The organism is Inquilinus ginsengisoli (genome assembly GCF_050434925.1).
Classification (GTDB): Bacteria; Pseudomonadota; Alphaproteobacteria; order DSM-16000; family Inquilinaceae; genus Inquilinus; species Inquilinus ginsengisoli_B.
Genome location: NZ_JBNDJK010000001.1, coordinates 1,607,708 through 1,620,061 on the forward strand (window position 1 = coordinate 1,607,708; position 12,354 = coordinate 1,620,061).

Sequence of the window (12,354 nt, forward strand, 5' to 3'; positions counted from 1 at the left end):
GTGATACCCCCTGTGACACGGATGCGCCTGCAGCATTCGATTAGATCGACCTGGCGATGCCATGAGACGATGATGGTGGGCCGACTGCCCGGAGAATGCGCCCTCGCGGATTGCACCTTCCAACCGGGATGACGAGCAAAACGATCTGCTCGGGGTCTCTTATGCCGCGGCCGAATAGCGTGGCGACGCGAGACCCGCAGATAGTCCCGGCGACTCGACAGCCGACCCACACGGGCGATCGGTTTGGCTGGCGACGCTTGATCGCGCTAGCTCCGCACCCGTCGCATCGAGCTGAATCCTCCAGCGAAGGGGCTTCCTATCCCTCAGTTCAACCATCGCCAAGTCACCAACATCGAACCGTGCCCTTGCACTCTTCACCGTCGGTTGCGTGCCATCACCAAAGCCATTCTCACATGCTGGCGACGGGCCGTCCGGGCGGCAGCGGAGCGCGGCATCGCTGAGACTAGAGCGCGCCGAGCGCCAGGAAGATGCAATGGGCAATTGACTCTGGGAGCAGATGCCGGTTCTAAGCCATCAGCGTCGAGACTGGAAACGGCAGAGGCAAGTCTCGCGCGAACGGGGCAGCGCGTTCGCCTCCACGAGAGTACCGCGCCGGAGACGATTGCTACCGCGCCTCTTTCGAACGCTTTTTGGCGGGACAATCCCGCCAGGACCGACGTCATTGGGCGGTGTCTCGCCGCCCGCGACATCCTCGGCCTCGATTTCCGCCTCCGCTTGACGCCACTGCTCCTGTTCACGGCCCTCTGGCCGGCCTTCCCGCTGCCAGATGATGTAGGCCCTCTGCCGGATCCGTTCCGAACGATCCTCGATCATGTCTTCCTCCAATGTGCAAGGCGAACCGACAGAACAGATATAGGCGGATTCCCTGTGGTTTCTGGTGTCGCTCCTGCAAACGACCCCTGTTGAGCAGGCGAGCTAGTCCGATCGCGCTTCATCCCATAAGTGCCACGGAAGTCAGGATCGGGGCCAGGAAGGCATTCAGATTGGTCCGGCCATCCTGCAGACCGGTAAATATGAAGGCTCGATATTTATTAAACTGTGACCAATCCGCATGAAGATTAAGTTCTTTCGATTGAAAGTTCATTTCCTTCAATAGTCGAATTGTTTTTGGATTTTCACCATAAAAAATAATCTTGATATTTCGGTCGCCAATCTGAAAGGACGTTCTGATGTTCCCAAGAACCCTTGCCATTGTATTATCCGTAAACGGACTAAAGAAGAAGACAACAAGAGGCACGTCGGGTATTGGGTACTCCGCTCCATCCATATGGACGGACTCTATGCGGGCGCTCCGGCGGCTATCTTGAAGCCAGAGCTCAATATTCCTTTTGGCTGTTTCATGAAGCTCTTCGGCAAATTCCACGCCAACAACATTCCTAAATCCATAGCTCGATGCAAGCAGCAGAACACGGCCTTTTCCAGACCCGAAGTCTATAAAATCGAACTCACCGCAATTAATATCTAGATCATCCATAATCTGCGCAAATATCTTGGGCGACATTGGTTCATACCAAATTCCCTCTTGGATGCTCCCTCTTTCGATCGTCATTTGGGTGAGGGAAATATGGCCTGACGTATCCGTACCAAACATTCGATCAAAGCGACCATCAAGATGGTCATGAATTCTTTGAAGGCACGCATCAATTGAGTTGAATAGGCGTTGACAGCCGGGCAACCCGCAACTATAGCGGCTCAAGGCCATGTTGACACGTTTAGCGGTGCCGAGAGGGCCGTGTCTCCATAGTGCATTCAGAAAACTAACTCCAATCCCGCGTTTTTTTTCAGCTCCGGATTCCATTGATCAGTCTCCGGCCGAATCTCCACCTGATCAGCGGACAGTCACCCTAGCGGCCTCTAAGGCTATCCGCGAGAGGCGTAGCGATTGCCATCGCTCCAGGCTGTGCCGGTTGCCAGTCTCAGTTCCAGAGAGTCGACTGCACGGCAGTGCGTAGCGCTTCCAGAAGCTCTGCCGACGGCCGCCCCGTCACGGGCAACCCCCGGCTTTCCTGAAATGCAGCGATGGCGGTGCTGGTTTTGCGTCGCATCCAACCATTAGCGCGGCCAACATCAAAGTTCAGCTGTCCGAGCAGCTGTTGAATTTCTTTGATCTGGGCAGCGGTCGTTGTCGGCTCGGCAGTCGCCGCCGGGGGTTGAGGAGCCACGACAGGTACCCCCGTTTCGGGCGTCGCGATCCGTGTCTCCGGACTATCGAGGAGCGGCTCCGGGCGAGTTGCACTCGCCGTACTCTGTGTCGGGACGACAACAGGGGTATCCGGTGACAGGATGATGAAACCGGCGAATGGCGTACCGGGCGGGCGGGCATGCGCGGTCACCTGCAGCCGTTCCAATGCGGCCTTGGCCTCAGCATAGCCGGCATCAGCTGCGACCCGATACCAGTCGGCGGCGGCGCGCCGGTCGAGCGCACCGAGGTCGCCATCCTCGTAGAGCTTGCCTATGTTGTAGGCGCCACGCGGATTGCCGCTGGCGTTCGCCCGGCGGAACCAGTTCAACGCCTCTCGCGGGTCGCGCACGACGCCGGAGCCTCTGGAATAGGCGAGCCCTAAAGCATTTTGTGCCTCCGCGTGGCCGGCATCTGCCGCCTCACGAAAGTGCGCTGCTGCTCCTGCCGGGTCGCGCGGCACACCCAGCCCCAGCTCCAACAGCACGCCAAGATCATAGCTGGCGATGATAAACCCTCGGTCGGCGGCGCGACGATACCAGTAGGCGGCGCTCTCATAATTTTGAGGTACCTCCCTGCCCAGAGCAAAGAAAGTGCCGAGAAGATGCTCGGCGTCAGCTCGTCCGGCAATGGCATCGCGCGTTATGGCCTGCAACTCAGGTGAGACGTCGTCCCGAATTAGCGCCTGGCCCACCGAATTGTCCGCCGGAGCGACTATGGCACCGCCCTCCAGCTGGACCTCCTCAGTCACCGAGAAGGACGCCGCCTCGCCTCGCCTCGCGGTCACCCCTTCCGCGGCGCACCAGCCACTGCCCGTGAAGAAAAGCAGCATGGCGACCACTCCGCCGGAGGCTGCCTTGCGAGCGATGGTCGACCTATGCCCGCACCGAGCGACGCTGTATTGGCAGTTGACCTTCATGAGCGTTCACCCGAACTTGGCGTGCGTCATGCGTGACTGGCGCGGCCGAGCCGAAAGTTGTCGCCAGCGCGAGGCGATCGATGGGTAGCGAAATCGCTCTATCTCGGCGGTCCCGGGCGAAGCGATGGGTTTGGCTGACAGCGCTGCCCGATTGAAGACGTTAGAATGAAGCTTCTTCGAGCATCGCTGGCTCGCACGCCGCTCTCACCTGCTCTCGACGAGCGCGCACTAGATCCTGCGCCCCGATGTCTACGCGCCGCCGCCAGGTTCGCGAAACTCGCAAACCATGGCCAGCTTCCGAGCTCGGGGCACCTCTGCCTCGTCGACGGAACAGCCGCCCAAATTCATGGCCTGAAGCGCCGGTGCCGAGCCTTGCAACACGACAACCCAGCATGAATTGAAATTTTGCCTCGCTCGACTTGAGATTGCCTAGACATAAATAAATAACCACAAATTGGATGTCAAGTCCAAGGCCGAATCCGCATTTCATTTACTTCATTTGCATGAGCTAGATACCCTTTTTGGAGCATGCCCGAAAGGGGTATGGATGCACACAAAGCCGTTTTGGGGTGACGACATAGAACGGGCAGAAAACCACGCTAGGGGACAAACCGAGAACGCCCCTGCGCTTGCACGTTCAGAACTGTGTCAGATCTTCAGCAGGATGCTTTGCCCCGGTCCCGAAACCAGCGCACGAGCTGGCCTCACGGGACACGTCGACCACGTCGCAGCCAGCCCGCTCGCCAAGGTGAGCACCTCGTGCTCCTGCCGGTCGCAGGACCGCTCCCGGGCCGCTATGTCTGCCTGTCGGTGACCGACACCGGAGAGGGCATGGACCCGGAGACGCTGGCCCGGGCGACGGAACCGTTCTTCACCACCAAAGGCGTCGGCAAGTGGACGGGGCTCGGCCTGTCGACGGTGCATGGGCTGATGGAGCAGTCCCACGGCCGGATGGTGCTGGCCAGTCGGAAGGGGATCGGCACAACGATCGAGCTGTGGCTGCCGGTGGCATCCGCCGAGGCCGAGCTGCCGCCGCCGGCGGACGAGGCCGCGGCCCCGGACGCGACGGAGGCACTGGGCCGGCTGCACATCATGGCGGTCGACGATGACGGCCTGGTGCTGATGAACACGATCGCGATGTTGGAGGAGCTGGGCCATGCCGCCGTCGGCGCGACCGCGGCCGACCAGCGCTCGATGCGCTCCGCCGCGACGCCGCGGACCTGGTGATCCCCGACCATGCCATGCCGCGGATGACCGGTGCCGAGCTGGCCGACCCGATCGCGGCGGAATGGCCGGGGCTGCCGGTGATCCTGGCCACCGGCTATGCCGAGCTGCCGATGGGGGTCGGGCGAACCTGCCGAAGCTCGCCAAACCCTTCTCGCTGGAGGAGTTGGAGATGGCGATCCGGTCCGTACCTCCGCCAAGGGAGGGGAGGTCAGTCTGTAAATCCGCGAGGAGTCCCGACGCCGGTCGGCACGGCAAGTGCCGGATTTCGCGCGACATTGAGGAGTCACGACCTGGAGCCGATTCACACTCGACGATGGGCACCCGGAGGCTCCGTCGTGCGACCTGGGCCCGGCATCCTCCAATTGGGGGATCGTTCGCCCGCCACGCCACGATAGTTCGTTTATGACCAAGAAACGAGTTGTCGGAGGCGGCGGGTCAGCTTCGCTTCGATGGGGGATAGACATGGGAATGGCTAACTCTCCGATTGGCCCAACTTCGGATTGGGCATGTCGCTACCTGGCACGGCTGGATCAGGAGTTCGACGATTGGGAGGCGGATTGCTTTCGTCGCGGGTGCAGCTTCCTGGCTCGTGGGATGGCCCGGGGAGCCGCGTCCAACTGGAACGCCATGCTTCTGCCAGCCAGTCGCAGGAATGAGGTGAGCCAAGGACCCTTTTCGGCCCAACCCATGACGAGATCGGAAGAGGATCGTCTCCGAGGACTGCTCAATGCGATCATCGGCGGGCATCGCACGGCCTTTCCCGAGGGCTGATAGCGCTCTTTCTTGCCAAACGCCGCGCCCGACGTCGGATGACGCAGGATTCTCGTCGTCGGGCCAGGAGTCCCTTGGCTTCCAACTGCACCGCTGAGGTCGGAAAGGGTCGCTACCCGATCGCGGTGATCATCGGCCGGGCCTGGAATGCGCTGAGGTGTGCTGCGCTCGCCGCCTCGACCGCGATCCAGTGCTCGTACGTCGCCCGTATGCCCTCGGCAAGACCGATCGTGGGGGACCAGCCGAGGGACGTCATCTTGCTGATGTCGAGGAGCTTCCGTGGTGTGCCGTCTGGTCGGCCGCTGTCGAGCTGAACCCGCTTTCATAGCCCACGATCTCGGCAATCAGCGCGGCCAACTCGGCGATCGTGATATCGGAGCCAGCGCCGATGTTAACGGGGTCGGCTGATCGTAGCGCTCCATGACCGCAATGCAGGCGTCGGCGACATCACCGACATGGAGAAATTCGCGGCGGGGCCGGCCCGAGCCCCACAGCGTAGCGATGGGCTGGCTTTGGATCTTCGCCTCATGGATCCGGCGGATCAGCGCCGGCAGCACATGCGACGTTTCCAAATCGCAATTGTCATTCGGGCCATAAAGGTCGCTCGGGCATCACCGAGACGAAGCGGCACCCGTATTGGCACGCATAGGTTTCGACCAGCTTCACGCCGGTGATCTTCGCGATCGCATACCCCTCATTGGTCTGCTCGAGCGGGCCGGTGAGCAACTCATCTTCGCGGATCGGCTGGACGGCGTCGCGCGGATAACCGCTTGTTCGTGAATGGCGTCTCGTGGGTTCCGCGATCGGGGCGCCGCTACCAACACCGACACCGCTTTCGGAGTAACCGGTTACGCGGCGCGGCCGCCGCCCGATCCGGAGACGTCCTGTTTAGAGGAGCTGAGGCAATGTCCTATGGCGCCCTCAGCCTGCGCCAACGGTTGGTCACCTATCGCGCTCTTGCGTGATAGCGCGGCGAATCGGAACCGGCCGCCATTCTTCGTCGTTGCTGTAGTGACCGAGTGGGTCGGTCCCGGCCACAGTGCCGGAGGCATTCTCATGGTCGCTGATGCGATCGCGTCGAGGACAGGCATCGATCCGAAAGGCCGTCAGCGGCCTTTGAGGTCCCCCGCGATCCCGCGGTCTGCAAGAGCAGTGATCCGACCCGTCCTGAAATCACGAAAAGGAGGGCTCCCATGTTCAAGGAGCATCTGATCGCATGCGTCGCCATAGCTGCGCTCGGCGTGGGTCCGGCGCTTGCGCAAACCAACCAGCCCGCAGCGCCGCCAGCGCAATCCGGCACGGCTGCCGGTGCGACTTCCGAAGTCATTACGGTCGACAAGGTGTCCGCCGAGACTTGGCGGGCTTCTAAGCTGATCGGCGTCGACGTCTACGGACCCGATGATCAAAGGGTCGGGGAAGTCAACGAGGTCCTCGTCGACCGCAACGGCCAGATGCAGGCGATTGTGGTCGGCGTCGGCGGCTTTCTCGGCATCGGCGAGAAGGACGTCGCCATCCCGTTCGGCGAGGTTAAGTGGAGCGATCAGCCCGTCAATCCCGCTCCGGCCGCGCCTGCCGGCACGCAGCCGGCTCCAGTCGAGCCGTCGACGGCGGCGGGCACCACGCCTCCCGCTGCCGGCAATACTCCTCCGGCTACCGGCACGGCACCGCCGGCTGCCGAAGGAACCACCACACCGGCGATGGTCGAGACCAAACGGATGTACCCTGATCACGGCCGCATCACCATGACCAAACAGCAGCTGAACGACGCCCCCAAGTTCGAGTATCCGGGGTAGTCACGCTGATCCGAGGTCGTGGTGAACAGGTAGGCACCAGGCGGACGGTCAGGCTGACATGGTCTTCTGAGCTCCTGGATCGGCCGGTCGAGAAAGGGGACTTGCCAGCGTGCTGCAGCTGATCGCAGGCGTCCGCGGCACCATCAACGGCCTGCCGATCCCCTGATGCCGCGCAGTAGTGCCGTGGCGAAAGGACTGGGGCTGCGCAAGCTCGCCTCGTGCAGGTGGACTGATATGGCCGAGCGGGTTGTGGACGTCTTCGACGAGAACGGCGCCTGTATCGTGACCTACACCGTGGGGATCATGGCGTTCAACCGCACGCTCTGTCCCGAGGACTTCGAGCGCGAGGCCCTGTGGATGGCATCGCGAGACAAGATTGTGCCGAGCAGTCAGGAGGCACCGCTGACAGCCAAGGCTGTCAGGAGGCACCGCTGACAGCCAAGGCCCGACCTGGCCGGGGCGACGGCTCGGACCCCCGGGCGGTCTTCTGATCCGCACGTTCCCTCTGCAATCGTGCTGGTCCGGCATCATCTGCAGCGTCGCCGCCTCCATGGCCGCCAGCCTCGGCGGGTCGATCGCCCTGCCGCTGGTTCTCGCGACACTGTCGATCGCCGGCATGGCCGCCGGTCGACGGCTTCCAGTAAGCGCGAGTTTCGCGGCGGCGGGGCTGGACCCCGACTTCACTCCTCATCGACCCGGATGGCATGAGGTGCTGCAGTTTAGTGACATTCCGCTCGTCGCGGTACGGTGTCAGGTCGAGGTCGTTCGGGACCTTCGTCAGCCGCTCGTCGGCAATCTGTTTCTCGTGCTGCTTGATGAAGCGGTCGTAGTCGCGCCAGGCGATGTCTTGCGCCTCTACCGCGGCCCGCTCGCTACGCAAGGCGATCTGGTGGGCGTGGATATAGTTGAGGCCGAGCTCGTCCAGGAGGGCCTTCTCGACGGTCTCGTGCAGCACCAGGAAATCGTCCGTCTCGATTCTGCGACCGGCGAATTCGTGTGACCGCGGCATGTGCCGGTCGATGTAGATCGTCTCGCCGTTCTGGCTGTAGCCCGCAACATAGGGAATGTCGTGATCGCGGCCCACCCGCTTGACCCGCGCCACCACGGCCTTGAGCACGTCATGCATCACCTCGCCGCTGATCTCCTCGCTGAGCGGAGATTTGACCAGCATGCCCGAGCCCTTCCTGTTGCCGCGGATCATCCCGCACCCGAGGCAAACAGGCCGGTGGGTCAACGAGTTTCAATCGCCCGACTGCTGTGCCGCTTTCCTCCTGTGTGAACATCGCCACGCTGTTCCTCGAGCATCGTGAGGAACCAACCCGGCTGATCTGATGTTCGCCTTGCGACAGGCGGAGACGAAGGATGAACGTCGCCGACGAAGCGAGCCGGCCCTTCTGGCTGGAAACGGCGCCACCAATCGAGGCGCCGCCGCTCGCCGTCGATGCCGAATGCGATGTGGTCGTGGTTGGTTCGGGCATCGCCGGGCTTTCGACCGCCTATGAGCTTGCCCGCTGCCGCCGACAGGTGATCGTGATCGACCGGGGGCGCATTGGTCGCGGAATGACCGCACGCACCACCGCCCATCTGGCAACCGAACTCGACGACCTCTATTTCGAGCTGATCCGCGTCCGCGGCGAGGATGAGGCACGGCTCTATCACGACAGCCAGGTCGCCGCCGTCAACCGGATCGAGGCGATCTGCCGCGAAGAGGAAATCGACGCGGATTTCGCCCGCATCGACGGCTATCTCGTGCCCGCCGAGGAAAGTCACCGCGCTGATCTCCAGGAGGAATATGAGGCTTGTCGGTCGATCGGGGTCGATGTCGAGTGGGCCAATCGAGCGCCCATGCCCGGCCTCAACTCCGGACGTGTGCTTCGCTTCCCCAACCAGGGTCGCTTCCACCCGACCAAATATCTCGCCGGTCTCGCAGGCGCCATCACGGCCCGCGGCGGCCGTCTTCATTGCGACACCGCCTATCTAGGCCAAAAGGAGATGGATGGCGGCGTCGAGATCGAGACCGAGGCAGGGCACAGGATCCGGGCCAGGGCCGCGGTGTTCGCGACGAACTCGCCGACCAATGACAAGGTTGCGATTCACACCAAACAGGTTCCGAACCGCACCTATGTGATCGCCGGCCGGGTGCGGAAGGGCGCCGTTCCCGACGCGCTGCTGTGGGACACGCTCGATCCCTATCATTACGTTCGCATCCAGCCGCTCGGCGACGACGCGGATCTGCTGATCGTCGGCGGAGAGGATCATCGATCGGGCGAGGCGAACGACATGGAGGAGCGCGTCGCCCGGCTCGAAACATGGACGCGCGAGCGCTATCCGGGGTTTGGTGAGGTCGACTATCGCTGGTCCGGCCAGGTGCTCGAGCCGGTCGATTTCATGCCCTTCTCGGGGCGCAATCCGGGAACCCCGAACATCTACATCCACTCCGGCGATTCCGGACAGGGCATCACCAACGGCGTCGCCGGCAGTCTCACGATCCTGCCGCTGATCGTCGGGGAGGAGAGCCGCTATGCCCCGGTGCTCGACCCGGCCCGCAAGCCGGCTGCGCTTGCCGCGATAGCCGAGTTCGTCAGGGGACAGGCGGGCGCGGTCAAGAACTTCGCTGAATATGTGGCGCCGGGCGAGGTGAGCTCGGCGGACGAGCTCGTCCCGGGCGAAGGCGCGCTGATCCGCGAGGGGCTACGGAAGATCGCGGTCTACAAGGCAGAGGACGGGACGGTGATCCGCCGCTCTGCTGTCTGCACACACATGGGCTGCCTCGTCCATTGGAACCGGTTCGAGAAGTGCTGGGACTGCCCCTGCCATGGGTCGCAATTCGCACCGGACGGCCAGGTGCTCAACGCACCTGCAATCAAGCCGCTGGCGGAGGACGACGAATAATCTCTGTTGGGCGTGCCTGATAGCCGCTTCGGAACAGCGCACAGGGCTCGCTATGACAAAATCCAACCGAGCAAATTGGTGCTGTGTATGCCAGTATTTGAGGCATAAAAGTCCAGATAATCAAGTTATAACCTTCGGATCAAAGGAGATCGAGTTCGATTTTGGCCTCTCCGCCGCAGGCTCTGACGAGCTCCCAGCCCTCTCCTGGGGTCGTCCATTGATCCGAAAGGCGGATGCTCAATCAAACGAGTCAGCTTAAAATTTTATGATTCGCGCTTGACCGCAGCGTCTCGTTTAGCTTTTAGTTACTGCATAGATCGCTATGAACTAACCGAACGCAATTGAAGGTCCGTCGGGGCAAACCCGGCTCGGAATTTGCCGAGCATTATCGATCGGCGGAGCGGCCATTTGGGTTGACTCTGGCCGTGCTGATCGAATCCGAGGAGATGTAGAGAAACACTCGCCAAGGCAGGCCCACTGCCGGAACAGGAGAGGCTATGCTTGCATACAGACAAGATGATCATGGTGCAGATGAAACCACCTGGGTAGTGGACCCGACGCCTCAGGCCGAGGCGGAAGGCCTTCGGGGTCTTCCATCGAACGGAAGCTCGTGCGTTCAGGCCGTCGCGGAGGGCCGTCCCGCCACTTCATTGATTGCGATCGTCGATCGCCGTGCTCTGGGTAGGGAGGTGCTGACGACCGCCCTTCGGACAACACAGGGAGGTCTTAGCAGCCGGGGGTATGCCGGGATCGGCGACTGGCTGGCCGACGAGAACCGGCACGAGACTTCGGCGGTCCTGATCGGGATCGGTGGAACCAGTAGCGACGATCCGGAGCTGGCGACGGACCTGCGAAGCCTGACGGGGGAGCATCCGCAGATCCCGATGATCGTGATGGGCGACAGCGAGGATCCTTCCCACGTCCTCGAGATCCTGTCTTATGGCGCGCGTGGCTATATCCCGACCAGCGTCAGCCTGAGTGTCGCGATTGGAGCGCTGTCCCTTGCGATCGCCGGCGGCGTGTTCGTGCCCGCCAGCGCGCTCCTCGACACGGGCCCCGCGCCACGGCAGAGTCCGGAAGCCGGAACCGTGTTCGGCCTGACCGAGCGGCAGGCTGCGGTCGCCGAGGCGATCGCCCGCGGGACGCCGAACAAGATCATCGCCTACGAGCTGAACCTCAGCGAAAGCACAGTGAAGGTGCACACTCGCAGCATCATGCGGAAGCTGCAGGCTCGGAACAGGACCGAGGTCGCCTTCAAGCTGCACGCGACCAAGGCGCGCCCGAGGTCGGCCTCAGGGCTGGTTTAGCAGAATCCGCTGGCTCGCCAAGGACGCGCCCACTTACTAAGCTCTGGTGTTGGTGCTCGGCGATGAGGTGCGCGGTCTGGCTGAGGGCGAGAGCTTTGGATCGGAACGGGCCGATGTCGTGCTCTTCGATGTCGGGCAGCCAGGCCGGCAGGAACCACGAGCCACCCGGCCGATTGTAGCTTTTGCTGCTCCTCCCCGATCCGATGCTCTCGGCGAAGAACCAACCGGATCGATACCGTCCTGCCGCCATGTCGCGGTCGAATTGGTTATCGTCATCACCCTCGCCGGCAGAAATGCGGCTCGCTGAGGCGCCGAAGTCGATATTGGCGATATAGGGCCGGGGGAGGAGATCGTCGAGCCGGCTCTGGGGTGACCATTAGCGATACCGCCGACCACGTCGGCGAGATAGGCCTGCGGCTCGACAGCGATGAACTTGCAGGTCTCGATCAGCCGAGCGCCCACCAACGCAGCATCGTTGCGACGTCGTCTGGCGGCTGGATTTTAGCTCTCAGCGGCTCTCGGCGTTCGCCGGGTCTCGCTCCTACAACTCCTAACGCGATCCGACTGTGGCGCCGGCGCCACACCAGTCATCATTCCAGAGCGGAGGAACGCAGGATCTTTAAAGGGGCGCAGAAAGATATTTCGCGCCGCGAGAACATTCTGTATAGATTCCGCGCATAACTTTCTATGTCTCCGGGAGGCTTTGGCGTGTACACCGTGCTCGTCAATTTGCATTCGGCTAACTCACATGCATTGGAAGTAAGTAAACGAAGCGAAGCGGTGCCACTTCCTTTTAAGCCAACCAGCAATATGTTGGCGGCTGGCGCCAAAGCTGGCGACGTAACCCCCGATATCGCTTGGCGGATCTACCGAGCGATGCTCAACGCTGCTCGGATCGATTTTGCAACCTCACCTCTCGGTTAGGAGAATGGCTCGTCCACCGCTCAGGTCCGTACCGTGGTCCGACGACGAGCCCAGCCCTCGTCGGCGACGAACGCCGAAGGTCAGATCGGCGTGGCGGTACAGGCCGAGCTCGCATCAGGTCATCTGAAATCCCCGGGATGCGGGCAGCATATTCCCTACGCCAGTCTCCCCGCTCTGACGCCTCCTGCCCGACAGCATCCAGGCTGTCGATCCGCCCCAGCTCGCGCAGCGGCGACCGATCGGCGCCGTCCCAATTGGTCTTCGCTTAAGCCTTTGAGTTCACTGCATGATAAGGGGCTTATCGGGCCTTGGGGCTTCCCA

General features: G+C 62.3%; 13 protein-coding genes and 1 pseudogene. 7 read left to right on the forward strand and 7 right to left on the reverse strand.

What is annotated here, in order from left to right; translation table 11 throughout:
• Positions 1-534: 534 nt before the first annotated feature.
• The 3 genes from QFZ27_RS07925 to QFZ27_RS07935 form a co-directional block, all read right to left on the reverse strand.
• A complete protein-coding gene (locus tag QFZ27_RS07925) occupies positions 535-834 on the reverse strand; it encodes a DUF2934 domain-containing protein (RefSeq protein ID WP_429225595.1) in 300 nt (99 codons plus the stop codon).
• 118 nt (positions 835-952) lie between these two features.
• Positions 953-1,819 carry a class I SAM-dependent methyltransferase gene (locus tag QFZ27_RS07930; RefSeq protein ID WP_429225597.1) on the reverse strand — a complete coding sequence of 289 codons (867 nt, stop codon included), beginning with the start codon at positions 1,817-1,819 and terminating at the stop codon, positions 953-955.
• A 118-nt stretch (positions 1,820-1,937) separates the two neighbouring features.
• Entirely contained in the window at positions 1,938-3,032 is a 1,095-nt protein-coding gene (locus QFZ27_RS07935; RefSeq protein ID WP_429225598.1) for a peptidoglycan-binding protein, read from the reverse strand.
• Positions 3,033-3,878: 846 nt separating this feature from the next.
• Between QFZ27_RS07935 and QFZ27_RS07940 the strand changes: the two genes are divergently transcribed.
• Together QFZ27_RS07940 and QFZ27_RS07945 are read left to right on the forward strand one after the other, a co-directional pair.
• Entirely contained in the window at positions 3,879-4,346 is a 468-nt protein-coding gene (locus tag QFZ27_RS07940; RefSeq protein ID WP_429225599.1) for an ATP-binding protein, read from the forward strand.
• The gene (locus tag QFZ27_RS07945; protein ID WP_429225601.1) at positions 4,343-4,741 is read left to right on the forward strand and encodes a hypothetical protein; all 399 of its coding nucleotides are present in this window, start codon (positions 4,343-4,345) and stop codon (positions 4,739-4,741) included. The genes QFZ27_RS07940 and QFZ27_RS07945 overlap by 4 nt, the downstream gene beginning before the upstream one ends.
• A 720-nt stretch (positions 4,742-5,461) precedes the next feature.
• Here the strand turns inward: QFZ27_RS07945 and QFZ27_RS07950 are convergent.
• Together QFZ27_RS07950 and QFZ27_RS07955 are read right to left on the reverse strand one after the other, a co-directional pair.
• Positions 5,462-5,674, reverse strand: a complete 213-nt coding sequence (locus QFZ27_RS07950; RefSeq protein WP_429225603.1) for an NAD-dependent epimerase/dehydratase family protein — start codon at positions 5,672-5,674, stop codon at positions 5,462-5,464.
• 25 nt (positions 5,675-5,699) lie between these two features.
• Entirely contained in the window at positions 5,700-5,990 is a 291-nt protein-coding gene (locus tag QFZ27_RS07955; RefSeq protein ID WP_429232427.1) for an NAD-dependent epimerase/dehydratase family protein, read from the reverse strand.
• A gap of 320 nt (positions 5,991-6,310) precedes the next feature.
• On the opposite strand from QFZ27_RS07955, the gene QFZ27_RS07960 reads away from it, so the two are divergent.
• Both QFZ27_RS07960 and QFZ27_RS07965 read left to right on the forward strand, forming a co-directional pair.
• Positions 6,311-6,910 (forward strand): PRC-barrel domain-containing protein, encoded by a 600-nt coding sequence (locus tag QFZ27_RS07960; RefSeq protein ID WP_429225605.1) that lies wholly within the window; start codon positions 6,311-6,313, stop codon positions 6,908-6,910.
• A 234-nt stretch (positions 6,911-7,144) separates the two neighbouring features.
• The gene (locus tag QFZ27_RS07965; protein ID WP_429225606.1) at positions 7,145-7,345 is read left to right on the forward strand and encodes a hypothetical protein; all 201 of its coding nucleotides are present in this window, start codon (positions 7,145-7,147) and stop codon (positions 7,343-7,345) included.
• Here QFZ27_RS07965 and QFZ27_RS07970 read toward each other — a convergent pair.
• Positions 7,329-8,111: a hypothetical protein gene (locus QFZ27_RS07970; RefSeq protein ID WP_429225607.1), complete on the reverse strand. Its 783-nt coding sequence runs from the start codon at positions 8,109-8,111 to the stop codon at positions 7,329-7,331. The genes QFZ27_RS07965 and QFZ27_RS07970 overlap by 17 nt on opposite strands.
• A gap of 161 nt (positions 8,112-8,272) precedes the next feature.
• Between QFZ27_RS07970 and QFZ27_RS07975 the strand changes: the two genes are divergently transcribed.
• Both QFZ27_RS07975 and QFZ27_RS07980 read left to right on the forward strand, forming a co-directional pair.
• Entirely contained in the window at positions 8,273-9,802 is a 1,530-nt protein-coding gene (locus QFZ27_RS07975; RefSeq protein WP_429225609.1) for an FAD-dependent oxidoreductase, read from the forward strand.
• A 689-nt stretch (positions 9,803-10,491) separates the two neighbouring features.
• Entirely contained in the window at positions 10,492-11,109 is a 618-nt protein-coding gene (locus QFZ27_RS07980) for a response regulator transcription factor (RefSeq protein WP_429225610.1), read from the forward strand.
• Between the two features lie 325 nt (positions 11,110-11,434).
• Here the strand turns inward: QFZ27_RS07980 and QFZ27_RS07985 are convergent.
• Positions 11,435-11,565, reverse strand: a pseudogene (locus tag QFZ27_RS07985) (transposase domain-containing protein); the annotation flags it as partial.
• A 252-nt stretch (positions 11,566-11,817) separates the two neighbouring features.
• Here QFZ27_RS07985 and QFZ27_RS07990 point away from each other — a divergent pair.
• Positions 11,818-12,033: a hypothetical protein gene (locus QFZ27_RS07990; RefSeq protein WP_429225612.1), complete on the forward strand. Its 216-nt coding sequence runs from the start codon at positions 11,818-11,820 to the stop codon at positions 12,031-12,033.
• The last annotated feature ends 321 nt before the right edge of the window (positions 12,034-12,354 follow it).

Bases quoted from the DNA above. Each gene is read 5' to 3' on its own strand.
- QFZ27_RS07925 (WP_429225595.1), bottom strand. From the start codon at position 834: ATGATCGAGGATCGTTCGGAACGGATCCGGCAGAGGGCCTACATCATC.
- QFZ27_RS07930 (WP_429225597.1), bottom strand. From the start codon at position 1,819: ATGGAATCCGGAGCTGAAAAAAAACGCGGGATTGGAGTTAGTTTTCTG.
- QFZ27_RS07935 (WP_429225598.1), bottom strand. From the start codon at position 3,032: ATGCTGCTTTTCTTCACGGGCAGTGGCTGGTGCGCCGCGGAAGGGGTG.
- QFZ27_RS07960 (WP_429225605.1), top strand. From the start codon at position 6,311: ATGTTCAAGGAGCATCTGATCGCATGCGTCGCCATAGCTGCGCTCGGC.
- QFZ27_RS07965 (WP_429225606.1), top strand. From the start codon at position 7,145: ATGGCCGAGCGGGTTGTGGACGTCTTCGACGAGAACGGCGCCTGTATC.
- QFZ27_RS07970 (WP_429225607.1), bottom strand. From the start codon at position 8,111: ATGATCCGCGGCAACAGGAAGGGCTCGGGCATGCTGGTCAAATCTCCG.
- QFZ27_RS07975 (WP_429225609.1), top strand. From the start codon at position 8,273: ATGAACGTCGCCGACGAAGCGAGCCGGCCCTTCTGGCTGGAAACGGCG.